The sequence below is a fragment of the Streptomyces sp. NPDC041200 genome (genome assembly GCF_055591805.1).
Map to the genome: position 1 here is coordinate 449996 of NZ_JBVIZF010000002.1, position 25177 is coordinate 475172.

Annotated in this window: 24 protein-coding genes and 2 tRNA genes; 13 read left to right on the forward strand and 13 right to left on the reverse strand. The window is 70.3% G+C overall.

Annotated features, from left to right (window positions below):
• Positions 1 to 116: 116 nt before the first annotated feature.
• Both ACZ6CL_RS07235 and ACZ6CL_RS07240 read left to right on the forward strand, forming a co-directional pair.
• Positions 117 to 887 carry a VOC family protein gene (locus ACZ6CL_RS07235; protein WP_468933308.1) on the forward strand — a complete coding sequence of 257 codons (771 nt, stop codon included), beginning with the start codon at positions 117 to 119 and terminating at the stop codon, positions 885 to 887.
• 88 nt (positions 888 to 975) lie between these two features.
• Positions 976 to 1365: a VOC family protein gene (locus ACZ6CL_RS07240; RefSeq protein ID WP_468932240.1), complete on the forward strand. Its 390-nt coding sequence runs from the start codon at positions 976 to 978 to the stop codon at positions 1363 to 1365.
• A gap of 115 nt (positions 1366 to 1480) precedes the next feature.
• Here the strand turns inward: ACZ6CL_RS07240 and ACZ6CL_RS07245 are convergent, their stop codons facing one another.
• On the reverse strand, positions 1481 to 1885 hold the full coding sequence (locus ACZ6CL_RS07245; RefSeq protein ID WP_468932242.1) for a hypothetical protein: 405 nt from the start codon (positions 1883 to 1885) through the stop codon (positions 1481 to 1483).
• A 168-nt stretch (positions 1886 to 2053) separates the two neighbouring features.
• On the opposite strand from ACZ6CL_RS07245, the gene ACZ6CL_RS07250 reads away from it, so the two are divergent.
• The 3 genes from ACZ6CL_RS07250 to ACZ6CL_RS07260 are packed head-to-tail and all read left to right on the forward strand — an operon-like array spanning position 2054 to position 5303.
• Complete coding sequence (locus ACZ6CL_RS07250; protein WP_450874630.1) at positions 2054 to 2545, forward strand: cation:proton antiporter regulatory subunit; 492 nt, start codon at positions 2054 to 2056, stop codon at positions 2543 to 2545.
• A gap of 7 nt (positions 2546 to 2552) precedes the next feature.
• A complete protein-coding gene (locus ACZ6CL_RS07255) occupies positions 2553 to 3803 on the forward strand; it encodes a cation:proton antiporter (RefSeq protein ID WP_468932246.1) in 1251 nt (416 codons plus the stop codon).
• Positions 3804 to 3836: 33 nt separating this feature from the next.
• Entirely contained in the window at positions 3837 to 5303 is a 1467-nt protein-coding gene (locus tag ACZ6CL_RS07260) for a membrane-associated oxidoreductase (protein WP_468932248.1), read from the forward strand.
• Positions 5304 to 5320: 17 nt separating this feature from the next.
• On the opposite strand, the gene ACZ6CL_RS07265 is transcribed toward ACZ6CL_RS07260, so the two are convergent.
• Positions 5321 to 7186, reverse strand: a complete 1866-nt coding sequence (locus tag ACZ6CL_RS07265) for a CASTOR/POLLUX-related putative ion channel (RefSeq protein WP_468932250.1) — start codon at positions 7184 to 7186, stop codon at positions 5321 to 5323.
• Between the two features lie 113 nt (positions 7187 to 7299).
• Positions 7300 to 7827, reverse strand: a complete 528-nt coding sequence (locus ACZ6CL_RS07270; protein ID WP_468932253.1) for a MarR family winged helix-turn-helix transcriptional regulator — start codon at positions 7825 to 7827, stop codon at positions 7300 to 7302.
• Between the two features lie 263 nt (positions 7828 to 8090).
• Here ACZ6CL_RS07270 and ACZ6CL_RS07275 point away from each other — a divergent pair, with 263 nt between their 5' ends.
• On the forward strand, positions 8091 to 8867 hold the full coding sequence (locus tag ACZ6CL_RS07275) for an aminotransferase class IV family protein (RefSeq protein WP_468932256.1): 777 nt from the start codon (positions 8091 to 8093) through the stop codon (positions 8865 to 8867).
• Between the two features lie 12 nt (positions 8868 to 8879).
• Here ACZ6CL_RS07275 and ACZ6CL_RS07280 read toward each other — a convergent pair whose 3' ends face one another.
• The 3 genes from ACZ6CL_RS07280 to ACZ6CL_RS07290 form a co-directional block, all read right to left on the reverse strand.
• Positions 8880 to 9599, reverse strand: coding sequence for a PrsW family glutamic-type intramembrane protease (locus ACZ6CL_RS07280; protein ID WP_468932259.1), 720 nt, complete (start codon positions 9597 to 9599; stop codon positions 8880 to 8882).
• 100 nt (positions 9600 to 9699) lie between these two features.
• On the reverse strand, positions 9700 to 10761 hold the full coding sequence (locus tag ACZ6CL_RS07285; protein WP_468932261.1) for a competence protein CoiA family protein: 1062 nt from the start codon (positions 10759 to 10761) through the stop codon (positions 9700 to 9702).
• 311 nt (positions 10762 to 11072) lie between these two features.
• A complete protein-coding gene (locus ACZ6CL_RS07290) occupies positions 11073 to 12611 on the reverse strand; it encodes a UvrD-helicase domain-containing protein (RefSeq protein ID WP_468932263.1) in 1539 nt (512 codons plus the stop codon).
• A 177-nt stretch (positions 12612 to 12788) separates the two neighbouring features.
• Between ACZ6CL_RS07290 and ACZ6CL_RS07295 the strand changes: the two genes are divergently transcribed.
• Positions 12789 to 12861 (forward strand) — tRNA-Trp (locus tag ACZ6CL_RS07295).
• 210 nt (positions 12862 to 13071) lie between these two features.
• Here ACZ6CL_RS07295 and ACZ6CL_RS07300 read toward each other — a convergent pair.
• The 3 genes from ACZ6CL_RS07300 to ACZ6CL_RS07310 form a co-directional block, all read right to left on the reverse strand.
• Positions 13072 to 13332: a hypothetical protein gene (locus tag ACZ6CL_RS07300; RefSeq protein WP_468932265.1), complete on the reverse strand. Its 261-nt coding sequence runs from the start codon at positions 13330 to 13332 to the stop codon at positions 13072 to 13074.
• Between the two features lie 396 nt (positions 13333 to 13728).
• Positions 13729 to 13802, reverse strand: a tRNA-Pro gene (locus tag ACZ6CL_RS07305).
• 86 nt (positions 13803 to 13888) lie between these two features.
• Complete coding sequence (locus ACZ6CL_RS07310; protein WP_468932268.1) at positions 13889 to 14818, reverse strand: metallophosphoesterase; 930 nt, start codon at positions 14816 to 14818, stop codon at positions 13889 to 13891.
• A 77-nt stretch (positions 14819 to 14895) separates the two neighbouring features.
• On the opposite strand from ACZ6CL_RS07310, the gene ACZ6CL_RS07315 reads away from it, so the two are divergent.
• Entirely contained in the window at positions 14896 to 15366 is a 471-nt protein-coding gene (locus tag ACZ6CL_RS07315) for a GatB/YqeY domain-containing protein (protein WP_385436226.1), read from the forward strand.
• A gap of 125 nt (positions 15367 to 15491) precedes the next feature.
• Here ACZ6CL_RS07315 and ACZ6CL_RS07320 read toward each other — a convergent pair whose 3' ends face one another.
• The gene (locus ACZ6CL_RS07320) at positions 15492 to 17735 is read right to left on the reverse strand and encodes a transglycosylase domain-containing protein (RefSeq protein ID WP_468932271.1); all 2244 of its coding nucleotides are present in this window, start codon (positions 17733 to 17735) and stop codon (positions 15492 to 15494) included.
• 406 nt (positions 17736 to 18141) lie between these two features.
• Between ACZ6CL_RS07320 and ACZ6CL_RS07325 the strand changes: the two genes are divergently transcribed.
• Complete coding sequence (locus ACZ6CL_RS07325; RefSeq protein ID WP_030829787.1) at positions 18142 to 18477, forward strand: WhiB family transcriptional regulator; 336 nt, start codon at positions 18142 to 18144, stop codon at positions 18475 to 18477.
• Between the two features lie 627 nt (positions 18478 to 19104).
• On the opposite strand, the gene bagB is transcribed toward ACZ6CL_RS07325, so the two are convergent.
• Entirely contained in the window at positions 19105 to 20448 is a 1344-nt protein-coding gene (bagB, locus tag ACZ6CL_RS07330; protein ID WP_468932275.1) for an ATPase BagB, read from the reverse strand.
• Between the two features lie 181 nt (positions 20449 to 20629).
• Positions 20630 to 21607, reverse strand: a complete 978-nt coding sequence (bagA, locus tag ACZ6CL_RS07335; protein ID WP_468932278.1) for an ATPase BagA — start codon at positions 21605 to 21607, stop codon at positions 20630 to 20632.
• Positions 21608 to 21678: 71 nt separating this feature from the next.
• On the opposite strand from bagA, the gene ACZ6CL_RS07340 reads away from it, so the two are divergent.
• From ACZ6CL_RS07340 to ACZ6CL_RS07355, 4 genes are all read left to right on the forward strand, one after another.
• On the forward strand, positions 21679 to 21837 hold the full coding sequence (locus ACZ6CL_RS07340) for a DUF4177 domain-containing protein (protein WP_355686832.1): 159 nt from the start codon (positions 21679 to 21681) through the stop codon (positions 21835 to 21837).
• Positions 21834 to 22298, forward strand: a complete 465-nt coding sequence (locus tag ACZ6CL_RS07345) for a RidA family protein (protein WP_468932281.1) — start codon at positions 21834 to 21836, stop codon at positions 22296 to 22298. The genes ACZ6CL_RS07340 and ACZ6CL_RS07345 overlap by 4 nt, the downstream gene beginning before the upstream one ends.
• 208 nt (positions 22299 to 22506) lie before the next feature.
• Positions 22507 to 23478, forward strand: coding sequence for an NUDIX hydrolase (locus tag ACZ6CL_RS07350; protein ID WP_468932284.1), 972 nt, complete (start codon positions 22507 to 22509; stop codon positions 23476 to 23478).
• On the forward strand, positions 23475 to 24305 hold the full coding sequence (locus ACZ6CL_RS07355; protein WP_468932287.1) for an MBL fold metallo-hydrolase: 831 nt from the start codon (positions 23475 to 23477) through the stop codon (positions 24303 to 24305). Before ACZ6CL_RS07350 ends, ACZ6CL_RS07355 begins: the two co-directional genes overlap by 4 nt.
• 108 nt (positions 24306 to 24413) lie before the next feature.
• Here ACZ6CL_RS07355 and ACZ6CL_RS07360 read toward each other — a convergent pair whose 3' ends face one another.
• Positions 24414 to 25088, reverse strand: coding sequence for a Crp/Fnr family transcriptional regulator (locus ACZ6CL_RS07360; protein ID WP_055546320.1), 675 nt, complete (start codon positions 25086 to 25088; stop codon positions 24414 to 24416).
• Positions 25089 to 25177: the final 89 nt, after the last annotated feature.

A 25177-nucleotide genomic window follows, 5' to 3' on the forward strand; every position in this document is an offset into this window, starting at 1 on the left:
TGCGCGTGCTGCGCCCGGCGAAGTGAGCAGAGTGAGCGGAGAGGGAGCGGAGTGAGGTGAGCGGCTTGCGGGAGAGGTTCCGTGCTGTCCAGGGAGCACCGTGCTGGGTGAGCCTGATGGCAGCCGATCTGGACCGCGCGCACGCCTTCTACGGAGATCTCTTCGGCTGGACGTTCCGGCCCACGCGGTACGGGCACGGCCGCTACACCATCGCCTGCACCGACGATGGCGTAGCGACGGTCGGCATCGGCGCGTCCGCCCCGTCGGCGGATGTCACGCTGCCCGTCACCTGGACGACGTACTTCGCGGCGGACAGCGCGGACGAGGTGGCCTGGCGCGTCCGGGAGCGCGGCGGCACCGTCGCGGTCGGGCCGCTGGAATTCGGCAACGGCCGGGTCGCCTGGGCGTCCGATCCGGAGGGTGCCGTCTTCGGCATCTGGGAGGGGGACCTCACCTCCGCCTGGTGGGGTGAGCGCCGACCGGGCGCTCCCGTGTGGCTGGAATTGCGTACGCGTGACGCGTTCGACGCGGCGCTCTTCTACGGCCAGGTCTTCGGCTGGGACGCCCAGTCGCGCGAGCGGTGCGACGTCCGCTTCGAGCATGACCGGGTGGTCCTGCACATCGACGGGAAGGCGGTGGCCGGGCTGCGCGGCGGCGCCCTGGAGGCCGCCCCCGATCCGAATGTGCGGCCCCGCTGGCATGCCTATTTCCGGGTCGAGGACGCCGACCGGGTCGCCGAACGCACCGTGGAACTGGGCGGAAGCGTCGTGTCCCCGCCGGTCGACACCCCCTACGGCCGCATCGCGGCGCTCCGCGACGCCGAGGGCGGAATCTTCAGTGTGGCGGCGGTTCAGCGAGGCTCGACGGGTGAGCGGGACGGCGCCTAGGATCGGAGATACGGCATCGCGTGTCGGTCACCGGCTGGGTGAGGCATGGAGGTGCCCGTGAGATTGCCTTAATGGGAGGCATTCCACAGTGTCAGTCGAGCTGAATCACACCATCGTCCATTCCCGGGACAACCGGGAATCCGCCGAATTCCTGGCCAACATACTGGGCCTGGAGGTGGGGGACGCCATGGGACCGTTCATACCGGTGTCCACCAGCAATGGGGTCACCCTGGACTTCGCCAGTATCCCGGCCGAGTCGATCACCATGCAGCATTACGCGTTCCTCATCTCCGACGAGGAATTCGACGCGGCGTTCCAGCGGATACGGGAGCAGGGCATCACGTATTACGCCGATCCGCACGGTAAGCAGCCGGGCGAGATCAACCACCACTACGGCGGCCGCGGGCTGTACTTCATGGACCCGGCCGGTCATGGCATGGAGATCATCACCCAGCCTTACGGCAACGAGCCCTCCTAAGGGACAGCCCTCCTAGGGACAGCCCTCCTAGGGACAGCCCTCCTAGGGACAGCCCTCCTAAGGGACGGCCCGGCGCGGCCGGGGCCCTGCGCTCCGGCCCGTTGGTCCCGGTCCGTCAGCGGTCGTGCGGCGTGATCCGCCGGTAGCCCGCCCGGGCGTTGACGACGCGGGCGCAGGCCGTACCGACGACGGTCGCGCCGAGCAGACACGCGAGCCAGGTGCTGTCGCGGCCGCCCGCCCAGGTCAGCTCCCCGGTGGGCGGGATGGCGAAGGCGTTGAGGAACAGCCAGCACAGCACGGCCGTCCCCGGCGCCGCCACGAACCGCGCGCACAGCCCGAGCACCGCGGCGAACAGCGACAGCGCGACCAGGGCGAGCGTCGGCCGCCCGTGCCCGCCCAGCGAGTTGAGGACGGCCACCAGCAGGAGCGCCCCGGCGAACGCCGCGGACCAGATGACCGGGGTGGCGACGGGCTCGGGAACGGGCCTCATGCCGACGCTGAGCTGCCGCCACTCGATCATGATCACCGTCTTTCTCGCGCGTCTCCGGGGGTATGGACACCCGAACGCGGATTGTTCCACCGGGCCCCAGAGCACTTCCCCCCATTACTTACTCTTTACCATTTGTTACGGTGGCGGGACGACACTTCGACCTGCGCGACCTGCGCGAAGGCGCGCACGAACGAGGGGATGGCTGTGGGTGTTCCGCGGTTGAGCAGTACGCCGTTGCCGGGCATTGGAGTCCGTTACGACCTGACGACGCGGGACAAGGGCCGCCTGTCGGTGGTCGCGCACCGCGACGGCGGGCGGACGCTGAGCGCGTACCGCCGTGAGGATCCCGACGAATGCGCGCTGTCCACCCGGCTCACCCCGGGCGAGGCGGAGGCGCTCATCAGCGCGCTGATGCCCGCGCACCACAGCCCCACGCTGCTGTCCACCACCGAGCTGGGTCTGGTCGCCGAGCGGATCGAGCTGTCCCCGTACTCGTACTGGAACGGGCGGGTGCTGGGCGAGACGCGGACCCGCACCGACACCGGCACCTCCATCGTGGCCGTGCTGCGCCGGGCGGACGCGATCCCCTCCCCGGCCCCGGACTTCCGGCTGGCGGGCGGCGACATCCTGATCGTGATCGGCACGCGCGAGGGCGTGGAAGCCGCCGCGGCGATATTGGGGCGGGAGTGACAGACGGATGCACTCTTCTGCCGTCTTCCTGATCGAGTTCGGTGCGGTCATCCTCGGGCTGGGGCTGCTCGGCCGACTCGCCGGACGCTTCCAGTTCTCGCCCATCCCCCTCTATCTGCTCGCCGGGCTGGCCTTCGGCGAGGGCGGGCTGCTGCCGCTCGGGGCCAGTGAGGAGTTCGTCGCGATCGGCGCCGAAATCGGCGTCGTCCTGCTGCTGTTGATGCTCGGGCTCGAGTACACCGCGAGCGATCTGGTCAGCAACCTCAAGACCCAGTACCCGGCCGGGCTGGTCGACGCCACGCTCAACGCCCTGCCCGGCGCCGCCATGGCGCTGCTGCTGGGCTGGGGCCCGGTGGCCGCCGTCGTGCTGGCCGGAGTCACCTGGATCTCCTCGTCCGGCGTCATCGCCAAGGTCCTCCGCGACCTCGGCCGGCTCGGCAACCGCGAAACGCCGGTGATCCTGTCCATCCTGGTCCTCGAAGACCTGGCGATGGCCGTCTACCTGCCGATCGTCACCGCCCTGCTGGCCGGTGTCGGGCTGGCCGCGGGCAGCGTCACCCTGGCCATCGCGCTCGGCGTCGCGGGCCTCGTCCTCTTCGTCGCCGTCCGCTTCGGCCGCCACATCTCGCGCTTCGTCTCCAGCGACGACCCCGAGAAGCTGCTGCTGGTGGTGCTGGGCCTGACCCTGCTGGTCGCCGGGATCGCCCAGCAGCTCCAGGTCTCCGCCGCCGTGGGCGCCTTCCTGGTGGGCATCGCCCTCACCGGCTCGGTCGCCGAGGGCACCCACAACCTGCTCAGCCCGCTGCGCGACCTGTTCGCCGCCGTCTTCTTCGTCTTCTTCGGCCTGCACACCGACCCCGCCAGCATCCCGCCGGTCCTGCTGCCCGCCCTGGCCCTGGCCATCGTCACCACCTGCACCAAGATCGCCAGCGGCTACTGGGCCGCACGGCGCGCCGGGATCTCCGTCAAGGGCCGCTGGCGCGCGGGCGGCACCCTGGTGGCGCGCGGCGAGTTCTCCATCGTCATCGCCGGACTCGCCGTCACCGCGGGCATCGAACCGTCGCTGGGCCCCATGGCCACGGCGTACGTCCTGATCCTGGTCATCATCGGCCCGCTCACCGCCCGCTACACCGAGCCCCTGGCGCGCCGCCTCATCCGTCCCAAGCCCGCCGCGGCCCCCGCCGCCGACACCGCGACCGAATCAGCATCCGAAACCGCCGCCACCGAGTCCAAGCCCCGCGAAACACAACGCGGTTGACAGCCCGAACACCGCCACGACACGATCCCGCCGGTGGAGATCACGGACCTGACACCGGCGGAGCGGCGCGTCTGGCGGGCCTTCCCGCTCGATGAGGGCGTCGATTTCCGTGAGGGCGCCGACGACGATCCCGGAAACGGCGGCTCCTGGGGGCCCGAGCGGACCGTACGCGCCGATGTGCTGCGCGCGCTGTTGCTCGACGGGCCCACGCGCGACGGCGAGGTGGCGGGCCTGAAGCTGATCGGCGCGCGCATCACCGGGGAGCTGCGCCTGAAGTACGGGGTGGTCGAGCACGCCGTACGGCTGCGGTCCTGCCACTTCGAGCGCACCCCGCAGCTGTACGGGGCACGGCTGCGCGTCCTGGTGCTCAGCGACTCCACCCTTCCCGAGCTGACGGCAGGGGCCCTGCACACCGAGGGCGTCCTGCGGATGAGCAGGTGCCGCACGACGGGCCCGGTGCGGCTCGCGGGGGCGCAGATCACCGGAGGGCTCTTCCTCGACGGAGCACGTCTGGGCACTCCGGACACCCGCTGCGAACAGCCGTTGCTCCAGCTCAACCACGCGGCCATCGGGGCCGACGTCCAGGCCAGGGGCCTCGTCGCCCATGGCCGGATACGGCTCAACGAGGCCACCGTCGCCGGCCAGGTCAACCTCGACGACAGCGCGCTCCACGCCCCCGGCGGCACCGCCCTGCACGCCGAGAACCTGTCCGTCGGCAACGACCTGCACGCCATGCGGCTGCGCGCCCGCGGTCGCGTCAACCTCAGCGGGGCCCGGTTGCCCCGCCACCTCAACCTCGCCTACGCCCGGCTGTCCCACCCGGGCGGCCAGGCCCTGCGCGCCAGCAGCTGTGTCATCGGCGAGCTGCGGCTCCACGAGGCCGCCCTCGAGGGCGAGGTGAACCTGCGCCGCTCCCAGATCGACCTGCTGCACATCCGTCCCGAGGTCTGGCCCGACCGCGTCAGGATCGACGGCCTCGGCTACCGCAGCCTCGCCCCGCACCTCCCCGCCGAAGAGCGGCTACCGCTCCTGGAACGCGAGGCGGAAGGCTACCTCCCTGCCTCCTACGAGCAGTTGACCACCGCTTACCGCGCCGCGGGCGACGAGGCCGCCGCCCGCACCGTCCAGCTCGCCAAGCTCCGCCGCCACCGCCGCACCCTCCCGCGCTACGCCCGCGCCTGGGGCCACCTCCAGGACGTCACCGTCGGCTACGGCTTCCGCCCCCTGCGCGCCGCGGGCTGGCTCGGCGCCCTGCTCCTCACCGGCACCCTCGCCTTCGCCCTCCACCACCCGCGGCCCCTGAAAGCGGGCGAGGCCCCCGACTTCAACCCGGTCTTCTACACCCTCGACCTGCTCCTCCCCATCATCGGCTTCGGGCAGGAGGGCGCCTTCGCCCCGCGGGGCGGGTACCAGTGGCTCTCGTACCTGCTGATCGTGACCGGCTGGATCCTGGCCACCACCACGGCGGCGGGCGTCAGCCGCTCCCTGAGCCGCCAGTAACCGGGCCCGCAGGAGCGTTACTCCTCGGCGAGCACCACGATCGCGTCGCCCTCGTCCAGGACCAGCGGCGCGGCCTTGTCGGGGTTGAGGAAGACCCCGTAGGCGGGCGGCACGTCGGCGTGGCGCGCCAGCCGGTAGCCGAGGGCGGTCTCGCCGCGCCGCCGTGCCGCCTCGATGACCGTCGCGAAGTTGGCCTCGGCCCCGGGCACCAGGTAGTTGGCGGCCGGTTTGAGGTAGATCTCCGATCCGTCCGGGTCGAAGAGGTCGATGAACACCGTGTAGAGGTCGCGGTTCTCGGTCAGCTGGGTCAGCAGCAGGCTGATGACCTTGGTGCTGACGATGAAGTCGTCGGCCTTGGTGACCTGGGCGATCTCCCGGTTGCTGTCGTCGTTCATCTCCGTGACGATCGAGTACGGATCGCCGAGCCGCACCTCGATGTCGCGCAGGTGCAGCAGCGTCACCAGTGTCCGGTCATCGGCGCGCTTGGGGGCGATGGTGTCGTCGGACAGGACCACGATGTGCTGGTAGCTGCCGAGGTCGAGGGCCTCCAGGGACGACCTGCGGGTCGGTTCGCACCGCCGGTGGCCGACCGTCAGGTTCTTCAGCCCCTCCGGCACCCCCTTGCGCGGCCGCCGCGGTGCCGCGATGTCCACCGCCGAGCCGGGTTCGACGAAGCTGTCCAGCAGTGTGATGAGCTTCGACGCCCGGGAGTTCCAGCCGATCAGCAGGGTGCGGTCCGGCACCGGCGGCCGTCCGGGCGCGGTGGTGATCGCCGACGGGACGATCTCGGGCCGGGTCTCGGCGCGCCGTATCAGCAGATCGTCCTCGGCCATCACCAGCAGCTGGTCATCGGCCCGGATGACCGTGTCCAGCGGCGGGTTGACCAGCACCTCACCGTCGCTCCCGCGCAGCCCGGCGGCCATGCCCAGCCCGTAGTGGTCCAGGGCGTCCGCGTACGTCGAACCCGCCAGCGCGGGCTCGTCGTGGAAGTAGAACTCGTTGCCTTCGAAGCTGAGCAGCTCGTTGAAGACGCTGGACAGCCCCGACTGCCGGTGCGCCTGGGCGATGAGCCGTACGGCGATGTCGTCGGCGTCGACGATCAGGGCGCTCGACCCGGCCGCGAGCCGGGCCGCGGGCAGGTTGTCCGAACTCTCCACGGCCGCCACGACGTTTGGCCGCGCGCCCTTCCACTTCCGGCTGTTGAGCAGCAGAAGCACCTTGATGACGTCCGTGTCGGTGTCCTCCCCGACCGGCGGCAACACCATGATCGACTTGGCGGTGTCGGGGCTCACCAGCTCCAGATCGCCCCGCTCCAGCGGACTTCCGGAGCGGCAGACCACCCGGGTGCGGCCGGTCGCCGGGATCCGGTGGCGGATCTGGTCCTCCATGTCGACCTTGTCGTGGTCGGCGAGGATCACCACACAGGAGCGCCGGGCGCTCTGGTTGGCCTCCACCAGCTCCGCGATCACCGTGAAGACCTGGTCCGACCAGCCCAGCACGATCGTGTGGCCGCGCTCGACCAGCTGCGACCGGCCCTTACGGAGCATCTGGATCCGGTTTTCCAGGCCCGTGGTGAGCACACCGATGAGCGCGCTGACGATGAAGATGCCGCCGATCGTGACCGTGAGCATCAGCACCAGGAACAGCGGTCTGCCCTCGTCCCCGCCCATGGTGCCCGGATCGAGCGTACGCAGCAGACTCATCCACACCACGCCCGACCAGCCGCCGCTCTTCCGGGTGTCCTCGTGGCTGAACGCGACGACGAGCGTGGAGACGAAAGCGATCAACGCGAGCGAGGCGAGGCCGAGCCAGCCGATCAGTGCGGGCGTCCCGCGGTCCATCGTGCCGTCGAACCAATACCGCAGCCGGTCCCGCAGCCTCATCGCACGTCCTCATCCCCCCGGCCACCCACCGGTCTTACGGTCTCCCAGAGCAGTTGATCATTCTCGCAGGGTCACGCGGACCCGCTGCCGGGATGCCGTTCAGAGGAGACAGGTCACCAGGCGGCGTGCGCCTGCCGCCCGCCCTCGACGGACGGCTCGCCGCCCGCCTCGGCGAACGCCTGCAGCGCCTCGATCAGATGACGGCGCTGTCCGGCGGGCATGACATCGACGATGCCCGCTATCTCCTGGCGGCGCCGATCGGTGACCTCGGCCACGACCCGGCGGCCGTCCGGGGTGAGCGAGATCATGCTGGTGCGCCGGTCCTCGGCGGAGACGCCGCGCGCGACCACACCCGTCGTGACCAGGCGGTCGATCATGCGCATGGCGGTCGACGGCTGGACCCCCAGCTCCCCGGCCAGCCCGGACAGGCTCAGCGGCCCTCCGGCGTCCAGGACGACCAGCATCCGGAACTGCGGCAGCGTCAGGGATTCCTCCACCGAGGCCAAGGACCGGGCGGAGACGGCGATGAGCAGCCGGGACGCGGTCAGCACGGCGGTGACCATCGCCTCGGCGTCGGACTCGGAGAGGTCGGGCTCGGAGGCCTCGGTGTCGGGCTGGGAGCCTAAGTAACGGCGCGGCATAAGGCCCTTTCTACTCCCCACCCCAACCCCCGGCGCACGCCGCCGTCCCCGCCCCCTCTATTGCGAATGTCTTGCAATAGCTATCACTATGCAGCAAGCTGAAACGGTACGGGGTCGGCCCGACTACCTTTCGAGACCCGCGCCTGGGTCGGTCCGGGCGTGTCCTTCCCGACAGGTGATCGCCTTCTCACTCGGCACCCGCCGGACGTTGGCCGACCCCGTTCCCGCACGTCTCCCTGCCATCCTGCTGCCATCCTGAACGCATGGCGGAACTGAACGGACAGCCTGTCGACCCTGATGCCGTGGCGACGTTGGCGCTCACCAATTACGGGCACTTCACCAGCATGCGCGTCGATGACCAGCGCGTACGCGGTCTCGGCCGTCACCTTGAGCGCTTGGCGCGGGACTGCGAGGCGGTCTTCGGCGCCGACCTCGATCCCGGCGTGGTCCGGCGCTACGTCAGGCGGGCGGCGGGCGAGCGCGGCGGCGCGTTCGTCGTCCGCGTCACGATCTTCGACCCCGGCATCGACCTGGGCCACCCGGCGAAGGCGAACACGCCGAACATCCTCGTCACCGCGCGCCCCGCCCCAGCCCTGCCGCTGCCTCCCCTGCGGGTCAAAACCCTCCGCTACGAACGCGACGCCCCGGCCATCAAGCACACAGGGCTGTTCGGCTCCCTCCACTCCCGCCGCGCCGCACAGCTCGACGGCTACGACGACGCCCTGTTCACCGGCCCGGACGGCCGGATCTCCGAGGGCGGAACGTGGAACGTCGGCTTCATCGGCGACGAGGGCGTGATCTGGCCCGAGGCGGACGTCCTGCCCGGCGTCACCATGGCCCTGCTCCAGCAGCACACCGACTACACCACGGCCCCGGTCACGCCCGCCGACACCCAGCACCTGCACGCGGCCTTCGCCACGAACACAAGTATCGGCGTGCGCGCCCTCGCCGCCATCGACGAGACACCGATGGCCACGGAACACCCCCTGCTCGCCAGCCTGCGAGACACCTACCTGGCCATCCCCGGCGAACCGCTGTAGGCAGCCCCGTTCTCAGCCCATCTCCTCCCGGGCGGACAGGCCGTCGGCGATGCCTTCAGCCGACAGGAGAACACAAGCCCGCTCAAGGTCGACGGCTACAATCCGCACCGATATGACCTGTTCCTCGCGGATGAGGATGCCAACCCCCAGGGCCGCGGCGGCGGTGTAGACAAGGTGGGGGCTGGTGTTAGCGGCCGGGTGGGCCTCGCCGAAGTCCAGGGTGGTGAAGGGGGCGGGGAACCAGGCAGCGAAGACCTGACCGGCGCCGGGGATCCAAGGCGCTTGCAGGCTGTCGGGGATCATCCAGCCACCGGTCGGGAGGCTGACGGCCCGGGCCGCGTCCAGCCCGAACCTGGCCACCGCTTCGAGCAGCCCGAATCCCGCACCCAGCGCCGCGCCGATGACCACGTAGTCGGTCAGGCCCCACTGGCGGCGGATCTTGACGTTCCACGCCGCCAGCAGCAGCGGTGTGATCTTGATCAGCTCTTCGATGGCCGGGTCGACGGTGTAACTGGCCGTCTTCACGGTGTTGAGCAGTGCCCCACCATGAGGCTGGTCGGAGACGGCGCGTGTATACGCGTACTCCAGCAGCACGGTCACGATGCCGCAGCCGTAGACGCCCACTGCGATCGCCAGCAGGACGGTGGAGACCCGCACCGAACGCGTCGGCGATGACAACACCAGCAGCTGCACCACGCCGTACACCGTCGCGGCCACCATCAATACCGCCACGCCCAGCCCCCCATAGCCGTCAACCCAAGGGCGCGAGCCTAAGGGCCTGTTGGACCGCGTACAAGGGGCTCTTGCGCCGTGCTTGTCGGCCCTGCGGCGTTCAAGAACCTGGCTGTCCGAGGACGACAATGCGGACGCCATTCGGGGCCGCGACGGCGATGCGGTTGCGCTCGTCGCGGGTCGCGGCGAAGACCACGAGATCCTTCAAGCCTCGCCACTGCTGCCAATCCATCTGCTCGGGGTCCGGCCGCAGAACACCGTAGGGCTTGTCGTCGAGGTAGATCGGTGCCCCGTTGGCAATACGCGAGCTGTGGCGTATCTGGGGCGTCGATCCGGTCGCAGCCTGCACCCAGGCGCTCACGGCGGCGTGCAGTGCGGGAATACTCGCATCAGGTCCGATTTCCAGGGCTGGATTTGCCGGGATACGGGGGCGGTCCGTTGTGCTCGGTGTCCGAGGCGAGGGTGGGCGGCGGCGTGCAGTGGGCTGGGTGCCGGTCAGCAGGCGAGCGGCCTGCCGTGCGAAATTCTCGGTGTCTCCTTGCTGTGGGGCCATGACACGGGCCGAGCCGCGGGGAGAGCTCAGCCACCGGTCACGCTCTGCGGCACGGGAGAACTCTTCGGCCGCGGCAGCGTACTGCGGGGCCGTCCACACCTGATCCCACTGATTGCCCGCGAGGTACGCCGGGCGGGACAGGCGGTGCGGAATGACCCGGTGGGACTGCGACCAAGCCACAAACTCCCGTAAAAGTGTTTGGACTTCGCTCCAGGCACCGTGACCGTCGCCAGGGCACACACGTTCGTCTTCGCACGGTTCGACGGTGAATCGGGCGAGCCCTTCGGCGACCTGCCACTGCGACCCAGGCTGCTCGCTGGGCGGCTTGGCGCGGACGGCAGGGACCTCGCCGAGCCAGGGACGTCGGTGGGTAGTCACCCAGCAGACCGCGACGCCATCGGCGGCGTAGCGTTCGGTGCGTTGGCTGATGTCGCCTGTGGTTATCGGGGACAACTGAGGTTCCCAGGCCATCCGTCGGGAGCCGTCGGGCGAGGTAGCCAGGACATCGGCCCGCCACCGCCCGCTGGCGGCGGGCACCTCCAGCTCCGCGTGCCAGCCTGCTTCTCTCGCGGCGAGGACGAGTTCCAGCTTGAGTAGGCGGTGCTCCATCGTCTCCCCGGTCAGGGAGCATGTGGGCGAACCAGGGTCGTGAGCGAAGAATCGCAGACCGCGGCGGGAGACTTTGGCCCGCAGCCCATGGCCGCATTCCGGGCAGGTCAGCGGGGCTCGGGGCCGCACGCGGTGGACGGCAGACCAAGACCAGTCGCAGCCGAGGCCCTCGGCCGTGGCATCGATCCGACCACGCTCTGGGTGCATCGCCGTCATCGGCACCTGGTACCCCTCTCCGAGCAGATCCTTCGTGCCAGCCTCCACGGTGGCAGAGGGCACTGACATCGTTGCTCGGGCCACCTCTGTCAGGTTCAGTGCGGCGCAGGCCCCAGCGCGTCCCATCCGGAGGGCGCTACGGGGACCTGGGGCGGGCGTTTGCCGCCGGGGCTGCCGTCCGGGTGCTGGTTGATCCAGGACAGGCCGCCCAGGTCGAGGTTGTGCCGGGCGCGGGTGACGGCGACGTAGGCGAGGCGTGCCTCGGCGTCGTCGATGTCGCCGGGCAACGGATCGCCGTTCTCGTCGGTCTCTTCCTGATCGACGGGTTCCTCGAAGTCCTCGCCGATGCGTACCGAGGCCCATTCGCGCCCCTTGGACTTGTGGGCGGTGGAGACGACGATCTCGGCCCCTTGCTCGGCTGCGAGCCGGTCGACCGCTTGCAGGATGACGTCCACCCCGTGCTCGTCGACCAGGTCGACCAGAGGCAGCAGGTCACGTCCGGACGGGTCGTACTCGGCGTACTCCTGGAGCTCGCCCCAGTTCTCGAAGAGGATGAGTTCGGGGTGGGCGCTGCGTTTGCCGGCCTTCAGGTCGCGGGCGGCCCGGGCCAGGGCTCGCAGTGCGTCGCCGCCGCCGACCAGTGCGACGCGGCGGCCGGCTTCCAGCTGGCGCATGACTTCGAGCATCGCGCCGACATTGGACCGGCACAAGATCGCGTCCGGCTCCTCCAGCCGTTGGAGCCGGGTGTTGATGGTCGGAGTGCCGGTCAGGCGGATCGGAGAGTCGACGATGCCCAGCCACCGGTTGGCTTCTTCGGCCAGGGCGGCACCGAAGCGGAACGACTGGGACAGGGCCAGTTGGGTGCCGTCGAAGTCGCTCATCACGTCTCGCGCTCCCCGCCAGCCGTAGATGGCCTGGGCGGAGTCGCCGACCATCACCAGCTGGGAGTGGTCCCGCTGGGCGTTGAAGACCTGCTCGATCACCGGGTTGGTGTCCTGGGCCTCGTCCAGCAGCAGGAAATCCGCTTCGATCCTCGGCTCGGTCAATGCCCAGATCTTCAGGTAGTGGTCGTGATCGAAGCGGACAACGCCTTCCTGCGGGTTCTGGAGGTCGTCCCATGCCTTGGCGGCGTACGGCAGGACGATGTCCACGAGCTGGGCGTGCAGGTCCTCGGCCTCGACGCCTCGCAGGCGGGGCACGTGGTGGCGCTTGATGGTGCGGTCGGCGGACTGGCAGAAGCGGGTGACGGTCCGCAGGACGGTGTAGGAGAGGGCCTTGTTGGTGACGTTGCGTTCGCCGATCCGGATCCGCATGTTGATGCCGATGCCCAGGGAGGCGCCGGTCTTCCAGCCAGGCACCCGGGGCGCGTTCATCCGGGCTCCGTACTTGTGGCCCACGGCTGCGAAGGCGAGCGAGTGCGCGGTCTTGCACCGCACATTGCCGGGAAACTTGTGGGCGGCGTCGTTCGCGATCGACTTGTTGAACGCTATGTACCGGCCGGGCTTCGCCGTGCTGGCTGCGAGCATTGCCAGCGTCGTCGTCTTACCGGTCCCGGCTCCGGCCTGCAGGACCATGTGGTCCCCGCGCTTGAAGGTATCGACGGCCGTACTCTGCTCGGCGGTAGGTGCGGACATCGTGCTCCTCACAAGGGTGGGTGCGGCTTCATAGCGCGATCGAACGGTGACACACGGAGAGGGTGTGCGTCTATCGATCATCTCTGCGGCCCCTGCTGTCGGTGGCGGCAGCAGAAGCGCTCACTGTGAAAATCCGTGGAATCACGTGCTCGGCCGTGCCAGCCTGGGAGGCGTCGAAGGGGTGTAGCTCAGAGGTCAGAGCGCCGGTCTCCAAAACCGGATGTCGCAGGTTCGACTCCTGTCACCTCTGCGTGCGCCGTCGCAGACAGCGGTCTGCTTGGACAGGCCGTGCCGTTGCAGTCGGACGGCTCCGCAGATGGCTCTCCGACGGTGAGAGGTGTGTCAGTCGGCGTAGTTGTGCCCCGTCGCCTGCTTTGCCGGGGCCTGGCTTCCCTGCGCCATCGCGGGTGTGAGGGCCCGCCTCGGCGATGAACGGCGTGGACGCGCTGCGGCCTGGTGGTCATCCGAAGATGAGCTCGACATCCTTGTTCAGGCAGAACCTCATGACGGTGACCAACTGGCGGGCGTCATCGAGGTGCCGTTGGAGAACGGGATCGCTGGCATCGTGTTGCCGCTGCTCAATGATTGCTTCCAGCCGGGGCAGCATGGCCGCGCATTGAGTGGGCGTGAGGTCGGGGGCGTCGTCGTCCGGATGGTCGAGTAGCGGTGCCAGCGTGGTGGAAACGCTGCTCCACGGGCGGTCTCCGCTGAAGCCGTCCATCTCGCCGAGGCTGAATCCCTCGGCATGCGTCGGCAACTGAGTTGTCGACGGCTGCGTACTGGCGGTTCCGGTGGTGCGAAGGAACGGTTGGCAGTTGGCCGAGTGCGCGGGCCACCGTAGCTGCCCAACTCCTGGTCGAGAGGGAGGCTGTCCGGGAGGCTCATGCACTGGCTGTCAGTGCCGACGGCCACCTGAGCAGTGGCGCACCTCACTCGCGCGTGTGCTCAGCGGTTTCCCCTTGATGGGCCCGGCCCCACCTCCCCGGGAGTGGAGTGGGAGCGGTCCGGGAGCCGGATTTCGGGGTCGGCTCCCAATCGGCTCCCAAGACGCCCCGGAAACGCGTCAGGGGCCCGACCCGCTTTGGCGGATCAGGCCCCTGACCTGGTGTTCCTTCAGTCGGGGTGGCGGGATTTGAACCCACGACCTCTTCGTCCCGAACGAAGCGCGCTGCCAAGCTGCGCTACACCCCGAAGCAACGAGCTCTACTTTAGCGGACCTGTGGCCAGACACGAAATCCGGTTCCGGGGGCCTCGCAGGTCGGGGCCCCGGAGGGGGATCAGGGGGACTGGGGGGTGAGGGTGAGGAGGGTGGCTTCCGGGGGGCAGGCGAAGCGGACGGGGGTGTAGCGGTTGGTGCCGCAGCCCGCGGAGACGTGGAGGTAGGAGGAGTGGCCCCCGGCCTCGTGGGTGGAGAGGCCCTTGACCCGGCGGGTGTCCAGGTCGCAGTTGGTGACCAGGGCGCCGTAGAAGGGGATGCACAGCTGGCCGCCGTGGGTGTGGCCCGCGAGGATCAGGGGGTAGCGGTCGGCCGTGAAGGCGTCGAGGACGCGGAGGTACGGGGCGTGGACCACGGCGAGGGAGAGGTCCGCGCCGGTTTCCGGGCCGCCGGTGACCTCGGCGTAGCGGTCGCGCTTGATGTGGGGGTCGTCGAGGCCGGTGAGGGCGATCTCCACATCGTCCAGCTTGAGCCGGCCGCGGGTGTTGGACAGGCCGACCCAGCCGGCCGCGTCGAAGGCGTCGCGCAGCTCCGTCCACGGGTTGTGGACAACGCCGACGGCCGGGGCGTTGCCGTTCAGACCGTGGCGGCCGGTGGCGTGTTCCAGCAGATAGCGGGCGGGGTTGCGCAGCTTCGGTCCGTAGTAGTCGTTGGAGCCGAAGACGTACGCGCCGGGGAACTCCATCAGCGGGCCGAGCGCGTCGAGGACCTCCGGGATACCTTCCGGGTCGGAGAGGTTGTCGCCGGTGTTCACGACGAAGTCGGGGCGCAGACCGGCGAGCGACTGGAGCCAGCGCTGCTTCTTGCGCTGCCCGCTCACCATGTGGATGTCGGAGACCTGCAGGACGCGCAGCGGCCGCATACCGCGCGGCAGCACGGGCACGGTGATGCGGCGGAGCCTGAAGGACCGCACTTCGAAGCCGACGGCGTAGGCGAGACCGGCTGCGCCGACCGCCGTGATTCCCAGAGGTACTCCGTATCGCGCGCGCATGGTCTCCATGGTCGCAGAACGCCGCCGGGGGAGAAATCTTCGGGTGATTCCCGGCCAGTGCTGGCAGACTCGACGCCATGACCACCACGCTCAAGTCCAGGCTGCACGACGATCTCACCGCAGCGATCAAGGCGCGCGATGAGCTGCGCTCGTCCACGCTCCGGCTCACCATCACCGCGATCTCGAAGGAAGAGGTCGCGGGCGAGAGCGCCCGGGAGCTGTCCGACGCCGACGTGGAGAAGATCATCGCGCGCGAGGCGAAGAAGCGCCGCGAGGCGGCCGAGGCGTTCGACAAGGGCGGCCGGGCGGAGCAGGCGGAGCGGGAGCGGGCCGAGGGCGAGGTGCTCGCCGGGTATCTGCCGCAGCCGCTGACGGACGACGAGCTGAACGCGCTGGTCGCGGAGGCGGTGCGGGAGGCCGTCGCGGGCGGCGCCGAGGGGCCGCGGGCGATGGGCGCGGTGATGAAGATCGTGAACCCGAAGATCGCGGGCCGGGCCGAGGGCGGCCGGGTCGCCGCCGCGGTGAAGCGCCAGCTCGCGGGCGGGTGAAGCCCCAGCTCGCGGGCGGGTAGGGAATACGTGGAAAGGGGCCCGGACGATCATCCCTCGTCCGGGCCCCTCCCGTGCTCGGCCAGCCGCTCAGCCAGCCGCAGGCACCGCTTCCGCAGGCACCGCTACCGCGGCCACTCGAAGCCGCCGTTCCCATTGCCGCCGTTCCCGTTGCCGCCGATCACGCCCGGCGGGAGGGAGATGTCCGGCCACGGGTTGTCCCCGCCGCCGTTCCCCGGCTTCTCGCGGCCCGGCTTGTCGCGGTCGTTGCCCGGCTTCTTGCCCGGCTTGGGCCGGTGCGCGTTGGGGTCCTTGATCGGCACGCTGACGAAGTTCGGCGCGGGCTTCCCGTTCAGCGCCCCGCTCATCGCGGCCTTCCAGATGGGGCCGGGGGTGTCACCGCCGTACACCTTGGCGTGGGGGACACCGCCGATGGTGATGTTCTCCATCTTGAGGCCGCTGGCGCCGGGGCCGCCGCCCACCCACACCGCGCCCGCCAGGTTCGGGGTGTAGCCGACGAACCACGCGGCCTTCCGCTCGTCCGTCGTACCCGTCTTACCGGCGCTCGGGCGGCTCTGCAGACCGGCCTGCTTGCCGGTGCCGTCCTCGACCACACCGCGCAGCAGGGTGTTGATCGTGTCCGCGGTCTTCTCGGACATCGCGCGCGAGCACTTCGACTGCGGCACCTTCAGCTTCTTGCCGCCGGGGCCGGTGATCGAGTCGATGAAGACCGGGGAGCAGTAGACGCCGCGGTTGGCGAAGGTCGCGTACGCGTTGGCCATGGTCAGCGGGGAGAAGCCCTCGGTGCCGAGGGTGAGCGAGGGCACCTGGTGGTGCTCCTTGCCGTCGGCCCGCTCCACGCCCATCTTGTCGGCCAGCTCGGTGACCGGGCAGACGCCGATGTCGCTGATCAGCTGGACGAAGTAGGTGTTGACCGACTTCGCGGTCGCCTCCTTCATCCCGTACGGGCCGCGCTCCGACTCGTTCTCGTTCTCGACGGTCGCGCCCTCGCCGTTGGTCCAGGGGCCCTTGCAGGTGCTGACCGGGCTCGGGTACTCCATCTTGTACGGCGAGGAGTAGCTCTTGTACGGCTTCGTGCCCCGCTCCAGGGCGGCCGCGGCGGTGATCGGCTTGAACGTGGACCCCACCTGGAAGCCGTAGTTCGAGCCACCCATGTTGTGGTCCACGGAGAGGTTGATCTGGGTCTGGTCCTTGCCGAAGCCGTACGGTTTGGACTGGCCCATGCCCAGGACCTTGCCGGTGCCCGGCTCGACGAGCGAGACGGCGGTGGCCGCCTTGTCGGACTGGTAGACGTGGGACTTGATCGACTTCTGGACCGATTCCTGCGCCTGCGGGTCCAGTGTCGTACGGATCGTCAGGCCGCCCTGGTTCCAGCGCTTGGCGCGCGCCGCCGACGTCTTCCCGAAGACCGGGTCGTTGAGGAAGATCTGGCGGACGTAGTCGCAGTAGAACCCGGCGCCCTTGACGGCCGTGATGCAGCCGCTGCGGGGCATGCTGACGTCGAGGCCGAGCGGCTTCTTCTTGGCCGCGGCGGCCTGGGCCGAGGTGATGTCCTTCATGTCGGCCATGCGCTGCAGCACGGTGTCGCGGCGGGTCTTCGCGGTCTCCGGGTTGGTGACCGGGTCGTAGCGGCTCGGCGACTGGACGAGACCGGCGAGCAGCGCGGCCTGCTCCACCTTCAGGTTCTTGGCGGACGTGCTGAAGTAGCGCTGGGAGGCGGCCTCGATGCCGTAGGCCTGCTGCCCGAAGTACGTGATGTTGAGGTAGTTCTCCAGGATCCGGCGCTTGCCCAGTTCCTTCTCGACCTGGATCGCGTACTTCAGTTCCTTGATCTTGCGGCCTATGGACTGCTGGGTGGCCTCGGCGAACTTCTCCTTGCTGTTGCCCGCCTCCTCGACGAAGACGTTCTTCACGTACTGCTGGGTGAGGGTGGAAGCGCCCTGTGAGACACCGCCGCTCTGCGCGTTCCTGTTGGCCGCGCGCAGGATGCCCTTGAGGTCGACCGCCCCGTGCTGGTAGAAGCGCGCGTCCTCGATCGCGACGATCGCCTTGCGCATGTACGGGGAGATGTCGCCCAGCTTCACGATGGTGCGGTCACGCGAGTAGACCTTCGCGATCTCGCCGCCCTTCGCGTCCAGGATGGTGGTCCGCTCGCTGAGCGGGGGCGTCTTGAGATTGGCCGGAATATCGTCGAATTCCTGGACCGTTTCCTTGGCGGTGAGGCCGAACGCCCCGACAGCGGGCAGCGCGAGCCCGGCCATCACGGCGCCGGCCAGCGCACTGACGCCGAGGAACTTGGCGGCCTGTTGAGCGGTGGACAGCCCTCCGCCCGAGCGCGTGTAACCCATAAGAGGCAGCCTACGTGGCGAATCGCCGGACAGGGGACCGCGTGTTCGCATACGCTGTTTCACGCCAGCCACGCATGTGCTGCTGTGCCACATCGCACGAGATCGCACCACATCCCCAGCCCCACTCGAGTGAGTGTTGAGGCGTGCCCGGATTGTGCCCCCGTGTCCTGAGCTGCCCGGTGTTCGCTGTGTGAACTGCCCTGGTTTGCACCAGTAATCGCAAATGTCGTCAGGTCACTCCGTTGGGTGATCTGCCGCGTACCCATAGTCCGTTCGGGCCATCCAAGATTGGGCCTGCAGGGGGTGTTGCGGCTTGCTCGCCTTCCGTAACGTCCTCAACTGGCGACGGTGAATATGCCGTTTGTCGCCGTGGGGGAGCTCCGATTCGGGAGAGGACGGCGCCAGCATGGGCTGGGTAACCGACTGGAGTGCGCAGGCCGCCTGCCGCACTACTGATCCAGATGAACTGTTCGTCCAGGGCGCGGCACAGAACAGGGCCAAAGCGGTCTGCACCGGATGTCCGGTGCGCACCGAGTGCCTTGCGGATGCCTTGGACAACCGTGTCGAGTTCGGTGTGTGGGGAGGGATGACCGAGCGGGAGCGGCGGGCGTTGCTGCGCCGCCGCCCGACGGTGACCTCCTGGCGAAGGCTGCTGGAGACGGCACGCACCGAGTACGAGCGCAGCGCGGGCATTCTGCCCTTCGACGACGAAGAGTACGAGCGCTTCGCTGCCGTCGGATAGCGCGTCGGATAGCGGTCGGCCGACAGGCCGGTACGCGACGAGGCCGCATCGCATCACAACTTCATCATCACCCACCCCTCGTCACGGGCTTGTTCTCTCATCTACGACGGGACGAGGAAGGGTGCACGACACGAGTACGGCCGCGACTGTGGTCGCGGCCGGTCGTGGCCGGGCGAGGTGGTTCACGGGCTGGGGGCCTGCGGACCTTGGGGCAGCCCGCCACGCTACGGACGATGACGTGCATGGACGGATAGGGCAGAGCGCGACGGTGCGGACGATTGGGGATCCGCGGCGGGCGCTGTGACGCTGTACCGTCCTGGCCCGTCCCGGCCGTGACGTCGGCCCGCCATGGGCTTGCGCGGCGTGCGCGCCATGCGTGTGCGTACGCGGCATGACGGCCGTGTCAGCCGCGCGGCGTAGCCGTGCCGGGCGCGCACCTGTGAGGTGGGTACGCCGCGGCTTGGGGCACGCGCGTACGCGTACATCGCGGTACGCGGCGCCCATGTGTACGCGCCCCAGGGGTACTTGGGTAGGCGGGCACTTGGGTAGGCGCCAGCCTGCCCTGACGGCTCGCGTGTCGCCGTCATCACCACCGCACGGTCCCCGGGCCGCCACCAGGGCTGGGCGTCAGCCTGCCGTGCGCTCGGACTGGTCCGCCGGGGCCGCCGCGAGGCGGTCGCCGATCGCCCGCAGTCCTGTCAGGTCATGTACGTCTCCAGGGAGCGCGGCCACTTGGGCCACGGGAACTTCGGGGTGCAACGCCGTGAAGCGGTCGTGTGTGCGCTGCTCGCGTCCGAGCACCTGCATACGCTCCGCGTGCAACCGGAGCAGTCCCGCGGCCAGCCGCTCCGCCGACGTGGGGGAGACGTCGGGGTCCGCTGCCGAGGAATTGTCCGCCGCTGAGGCGTTCCGGGCTTGAGCATTCCCTGAGTCGGGATCGACAAATCCGTCGGCACCAAGATTTTCCGCGCCTTCGCCGGGGTTGGCCGGAACGCTTCCTTCTCCCGGCGGATCCGCAGCGGCGGCGCTCTTCAGGATCAGCGTCTCCGCCGCAGCCAGGGCCCGTTCCGCCGACAGCTGTTCGGCGCCGCTGCCGTGCACCCGGTTGAGTACGAGACCGGCCAGCGGCATCTGATCCGCGGCCAGCCGCTCGACGAAGTAGGCGGCCTCCCGCAGCGCGTCCCGCTCCGGGGCGGCCACCACCAGGAAGGCCGTACCGGGCGCCTGCAGCAGCCGGTAGGTGGCCTCGGCGCGGGTGCGGAACCCGCCGAACATGGTGTCCATCGCAGCCGCGAACGTTTGCACATCGCGCATCAGCTGCCCGCCGAGGACCTTGCTGACCGTGCCCGTCATCATGGATACGCCCACGTTGAGGAACTTCATCCCGGCCCGGCCGCCGACCTTCGCCGGGGCCATCAGCACCCGGATGAACTTCCCGTCCAGGAACGAACCGAGCCGCTTCGGGGCATCCAGGAAGTCCAGCGCCGACCGGCTCGGCGGCGTGTCGACGATGATGAGGTCCCACTCCTCGCGGGCCCGCAGCTGGCCGAGCTTCTCCATGGCCATGTACTCCTGCGTGCCCGCGAAACCGGCCGACAGCGACTGGTAGAAGGGGTTCGCCAGGATCGCGCGGGCGCGCTCGGGGTCGGCGTGCGCCTCGACGAACTCGTCGAAGGTCCGCTTCATGTCCAGCATCATGGCGTGCAGTTCGCCGCCCGCCTCGTCCCCGACGCCCGCCACCCGCCGTGGGACGTTGTCGAGCGCGTCGATGCCCATGGACTGCGCGAGCCGGCGGGCCGGGTCGATCGTGAGGACGACGACCTTCCGGCCGCGCTCGGCGGCCCGTACGCCCAGCGCGGCGGCCGTGGTGGTCTTGCCCACGCCGCCGGAGCCGCAGCACACCACGATGCGGGTCTGCGGGTCGTCCAGCAGCGCGTCGGTCTCCAGCCGGGGTGCCACGTCCATGCTCATGCCGCCTCCTGCGTACGGCGTGTGCCGCTTGTGCCGCTTGGGTTGCTTGTGTCGTTCGTGCGGCGTGTGCGGCTCGTGCTGTTCGTACGGCTCGTGCTGTGGGTGCCGCCCGTACGGGGCGCGCCGCCGGGGACGGCCGTACGGCGCGCGCGGACGGGGACGCGCGCCGTGCCCGTGCCGCTCACGACGGCCACTGCTTGCGCAGATCCGCCGCCAGCCGGTACAGCCCGGCCAGGTCGACGCCGTCCGTCAGCAGCTCCAGCTCGTGCAGCGGCAGGTCAAGACCGCCCAGCTCGGACCGCTGCGCCCGCTCCAGGGCGACGCGCTCCGCGTGCTCGCGCGCCTGCTCCAGCAGCGGGTCGACCAGCCGCTCGGCGAGGCCGCCGCGGCGCGCGCCGCCCAGCCCGGCTTGCGAGAGCGCCTTGGCGACGGCCGCGCGACGGCCGTTGGCGGCGTCGTCGACGGCCTCGTGGTCGAGGACCGCGGGCCGCACCATGTTGACGATGACCGCACCCGTCGGAAGGCCGTCCGAGCGCAGCTCCGTGATGCCGTCCGCGGTCTCCTGGACCGGCATCTCCTCCAGCAGCGTCACCATGTGGACGGCCGTCTGCGGCGACTTCAGGACGCGCATCACGGCCTGGGCCTGGTTGTGTATCGGGCCGGTCCGGGCCAGCCCCGCCACCTCGTGGTTGACGTTCAGGAAGCGGGTGATCCGGCCGGTCGGCGGGGCGTCCATGATCACGGAGTCGTAGACGAAGCGGCCGTCCTTGCCCTTGCGGCGCACCGCCTCGCACGCCTTCCCGGTCAGCAGGACGTCCCGCAGCCCCGGCGCGATCGTGGTCGCGAAGTCGATCGCGCCGAGCTTCTTCAGGGCGCGCCCCGCCGATCCCAGCTTGTAGAACATGTGGAGATAGTCCAGGAGCGCGAACTCCGGATCGATCGCGAGGGCGTGGACTTCGCCGCCGCCCGGCGCGGTCGCGATTTTGCGTTCCTCATAGGGAAGCGGTTCCGTTTCGAAGAGCTGTGCGATGCCCTGGCGGCCTTCGACCTCGACCAGCAGCGTGCGCTTGCCATCGGCCGCGAGGGCCAGCGCGAGTGCGGCGGCGACCGTGGTCTTGCCGGTTCCGCCCTTGCCACTGACGACATGGAGCCTGCTCACATTGGGAGCCTAACCAGTCCCCCCACGGGCTACGCACCAGGCCCCAGGAGTGAGGCATTACAGTCGGCTGCATGACGAAGTGGGAATACGCGACCGTGCCGCTGCTCGTACACGCCACGAAGCAGATTCTGGACACCTGGGGCGAGGACGGCTGGGAACTGGTCCAGGTCGTTCCGGGGCCGAACAACTCCGAGCAGCTGGTGGCCTACCTGAAGCGGGAGAAGGCGTGAGCGCCGTCGAGGACAAGCTCGCCGGGCTCGGCCTGACGCTGCCCGAGGTCGCGGCGCCGCTCGCCAGTTACGTCCCGGCGATCCGTACCGGGCCGTACGTCTACACCGCGGGCCAGCTGCCGCTGGTCGGCGGGAAGCTGGGCGTGACCGGCAAGGTCGGCGCGGAGGTGACCCCGGAGGAGGCCAAGGAGCTGGCGCGCACCTGTGCGCTGAACGCGCTGGCCGCCGTGAAGTCGGTGGTCGGCGACCTGGACAAGGTCGTGCGGGTCGTGAAGGTCGTCGGCTTCGTCGCCTCGGCCCCGGACTTCACCGGGCAGCCGGGCGTCGTCAACGGCGCCAGCGAACTGCTGGGCGAGGCGCTGGGCGACGCGGGCGTGCACGCGCGCAGCGCGGTCGGCGTGGCGGTGCTGCCGCTGGACGCGCCGGTCGAGGTGGAGATCCAGGTCGAGGTCGCGGAGTAGCCCATCCGTGGTGGGGGCCGCCCGCTTCGTGGTGGGCCCGACCGCTTCGGGGCCAGGGCCCGGCCGTTCCGACGTCAGGGCCCGCCCGTTCCGATGTCAGGGCCCGGCCGCGGTCCGGCCCTTGTGCAGCCCGTCATGGGGCCTTGCGCGGTCCGGGCCCCGGCCAGGGCCCCTCGAACATCCGCCCGCAAACGCATAGCATCCGGCCATGTCCACTACGAATGGCCAGTGGTATCCACCCGAGTGGCCAGAGCGCATCCGGTTGTTGTCGGCCGGTGAGCTGACGCCGGTGACGCCGCGCCGGGCCGCCACCGTGCTGCTGCTCCGGGACGGACCGGACGGCGTGCCGGGCGGGCAGGAGGGGGAGCACGGGGCGAACGGGGAACAGGGCGCGACGGACGGCGAGTGGGGCGGCCAGGCCGCCGGGCTCGCCGTGTACATGCTGCGCAGACGCGCCTCCATGGCCTTCGCCGGAGGCGCGTACGCCTATCCGGGTGGCTCGGTGGACCCGCGCGATGAGCGGATGGTCGCCTGGGCCGGGCCCTCGCGCCCCCAGTGGGCGCGGCGGCTGGGCCTCGACGAAAGCGACGCGACGCAGGCGCAGGCCATCGTGTGCGCGGCGGTCCGGGAGACCTTCGAGGAGGCCGGCGTGCTCCTCGCAGGCCCGACCCCCCACACGGTCGTCGCGGACACCACGGGCGACGACTGGGAGGCGGACCGGCTGTCGCTGGTCGCCCGGGACCTGTCGTTCGCCGAATTCCTCGACCGGCGCGGCCTGGTGCTCCGCTCGGACCTGCTCGGCGGCTGGGCGCGCTGGATCACCCCGGAGTTCGAGCCGCGCCGCTACGACACCTGGTTCTTTGTGGCTGCGCTGCCGCGGGGGCAGCGTACGCGCAACGCCTCCACGGAGGCGGACCGTACCGTCTGGATCCGCCCCGGGGACGCGGCCGACGGCTACGACCGGGGCGAGCTGTTGATGATGCCCCCGACCATCGCGACGCTGCGGCAGCTGCGGCCGCACGGAACGGTCCACGACGCGCTGGTGGCCGCCCCGGACCAGGACCTCACCCCGGTGCTCGCCCAGGCCCGGCTGGATGGCGACGAGCTGGTGCTGAGCTGGCCGGGCCACGACGAGTTCACCAAGCACATCCCGGGCACTACGGGGGAGTCCGAGTCATGACGCACGCGGCATCCCTGCCCGGTCAGCCGCGCGGCGGCGCGATCGACGGCCCGGCGACCGACCGCGCCGTGTGCGTCCTCGCGCCGAATCCGTCGCCCATGACGCTGGACGGCACGAACACCTGGATCGTCGCCGAGCCGGACTCCGACCTCGCCGTGGTCATCGACCCCGGCCCGCTGGACGACGGCCATCTGAGGAACGTCATCGCGACGGCCGAGCGGGCCGGGAAGCGGATCGGGCTGACGCTGCTGACCCACGGCCACCCGGACCACGCGGAGGGCGCGGCCCGCTTCGCCGAGCTGACCCGGACGCGGGTCCGGGCGCTGGACCCGGAGCTGCGGCTGGGCGACGAGGGGCTGGAGCGGGGCGACGTCATAACCACCGGCGGGCTGGAGCTGCGGGTGGTGCCCACGCCCGGCCACACCGCCGACTCGCTGTCCTTCCACCTCCCGGCCGACGCCGCCGTCCTGACGGGCGACACGGTGCTCGGGCGCGGTACGACGGTCGTCGCGCATCCGGACGGGCGGCTCGGCGACTACCTGGACTCGCTGCGGCGGCTGCGGTCGCTCGCGGTGGACGACGGCGTCGACACGGTGCTGCCGGGCCACGGGCCGGTGCTGAACGACGCCCGGGGCGCGGTGGAGTACTACCTGGCGCACCGGGCCAACCGCCTGGCGCAGGTGGAGACGGCGGTCGAGAGCGGTCACCGGACGCCAGCGGAGGTCGTGGCGCAGGTGTACGCGGACGTGGACCGGTCGCTGTGGCCCGCGGCCGAGCTGTCGGTGCGCGCCCAGCTGGACTATCTGCGCGAGCACGGGCTGATCTGAGCACGGCTGATCCGAGAACGCCCGAAGGGCCCCTGCCGGGGATTCCGGCAGGGGCCCTTCGGGTGTCTTACGGGCTGCTCGCGCTGTGCGTGCTGCTCGTGCTGTGCGTCAGCGGGACCGCTTGGCCAGCCGCTCGACGTCCAGCAGGATCACGGCGCGCGCCTCCAGCCGCAGCCAGCCGCGGCCCGCGAAGTCGGCGAGCGCCTTGTTGACGGTCTCGCGGGAGGCGCCGACCAGCTGGGCCAGCTCCTCCTGGGTCAGGTCGTGGACGACGTGGATGCCCTCCTCGGACTGCACGCCGAAGCGGCGCGACAGGTCGAGCAGGGCGCGGGCGACCCGGCCTGGCACGTCGGAGAAGACGAGGTCGGACATCTGGTCGTTGGTCTTGCGCAGGCGCCGGGCCACGGCGCGCAGCAGCGCGGAGGCGACCTCGGGGCGGGCATTGAGCCACGGCTGGAGGTCGCCGTGGCCGAGGCCGAGCAGCTTGACCTCGGTGAGTGCGGTGGCGGTGGCTGTGCGCGGGCCGGGGTCGAAGAGCGACAGCTCGCCGATCAGCTCGCCTGGGCCGAGCACGGCCAGCATGTTCTCGCGGCCGTCGGGAGAGGTGCGGTGGAGCTTCACCTTGCCCTCGGTGACCACGTACAGGCGGTCGCCCGGGTCCCCTTCGTGGAAGAGGGCGTCACCCCGCGCGAGGGTGGCCTCTCCCATGGAGGCGCGCAGCTCAGCGGCCTGCTCGTCATCGAGCGCCGCGAAGAGCGGGGCGCGCCGCAGAACGTCGTCCACGAGTCTCTCCTTGTCGACATGCACAGGGGACCGTCGTCCCCATGATGCCGGACGGTAAAACAGTGCGATCAATCACAAGTTTGACGCAC

Excerpts from the sequence above, each read along its gene's own strand:
- ACZ6CL_RS07235 (WP_468933308.1), top strand. The coding sequence starts at position 117 with ATGGCAGCCGATCTGGACCGCGCGCACGCCTTCTACGGAGATCTCTTC.
- ACZ6CL_RS07245 (WP_468932242.1), bottom strand. The coding sequence starts at position 1,885 with ATGATCGAGTGGCGGCAGCTCAGCGTCGGCATGAGGCCCGTTCCCGAG.
- ACZ6CL_RS07250 (WP_450874630.1), top strand. The coding sequence starts at position 2,054 with ATGGCTGTGGGTGTTCCGCGGTTGAGCAGTACGCCGTTGCCGGGCATT.
- ACZ6CL_RS07255 (WP_468932246.1), top strand. The coding sequence starts at position 2,553 with ATGCACTCTTCTGCCGTCTTCCTGATCGAGTTCGGTGCGGTCATCCTC.
- ACZ6CL_RS07265 (WP_468932250.1), bottom strand. The coding sequence starts at position 7,186 with ATGAGGCTGCGGGACCGGCTGCGGTATTGGTTCGACGGCACGATGGAC.
- ACZ6CL_RS07270 (WP_468932253.1), bottom strand. The coding sequence starts at position 7,827 with ATGCCGCGCCGTTACTTAGGCTCCCAGCCCGACACCGAGGCCTCCGAG.
- ACZ6CL_RS07275 (WP_468932256.1), top strand. The coding sequence starts at position 8,091 with ATGGCGGAACTGAACGGACAGCCTGTCGACCCTGATGCCGTGGCGACG.
- ACZ6CL_RS07285 (WP_468932261.1), bottom strand. The coding sequence starts at position 10,761 with ATGGAGCACCGCCTACTCAAGCTGGAACTCGTCCTCGCCGCGAGAGAA.
- ACZ6CL_RS07290 (WP_468932263.1), bottom strand. The coding sequence starts at position 12,611 with ATGTCCGCACCTACCGCCGAGCAGAGTACGGCCGTCGATACCTTCAAG.
- ACZ6CL_RS07300 (WP_468932265.1), bottom strand. The coding sequence starts at position 13,332 with ATGGACGGCTTCAGCGGAGACCGCCCGTGGAGCAGCGTTTCCACCACG.
- ACZ6CL_RS07310 (WP_468932268.1), bottom strand. The coding sequence starts at position 14,818 with ATGCGCGCGCGATACGGAGTACCTCTGGGAATCACGGCGGTCGGCGCA.
- ACZ6CL_RS07315 (WP_385436226.1), top strand. The coding sequence starts at position 14,896 with ATGACCACCACGCTCAAGTCCAGGCTGCACGACGATCTCACCGCAGCG.
- ACZ6CL_RS07320 (WP_468932271.1), bottom strand. The coding sequence starts at position 17,735 with ATGGGTTACACGCGCTCGGGCGGAGGGCTGTCCACCGCTCAACAGGCC.
- ACZ6CL_RS07325 (WP_030829787.1), top strand. The coding sequence starts at position 18,142 with ATGGGCTGGGTAACCGACTGGAGTGCGCAGGCCGCCTGCCGCACTACT.
- bagB (WP_468932275.1), bottom strand. The coding sequence starts at position 20,448 with ATGAGCATGGACGTGGCACCCCGGCTGGAGACCGACGCGCTGCTGGAC.
- ACZ6CL_RS07340 (WP_355686832.1), top strand. The coding sequence starts at position 21,679 with ATGACGAAGTGGGAATACGCGACCGTGCCGCTGCTCGTACACGCCACG.
- ACZ6CL_RS07350 (WP_468932284.1), top strand. The coding sequence starts at position 22,507 with ATGTCCACTACGAATGGCCAGTGGTATCCACCCGAGTGGCCAGAGCGC.
- ACZ6CL_RS07355 (WP_468932287.1), top strand. The coding sequence starts at position 23,475 with ATGACGCACGCGGCATCCCTGCCCGGTCAGCCGCGCGGCGGCGCGATC.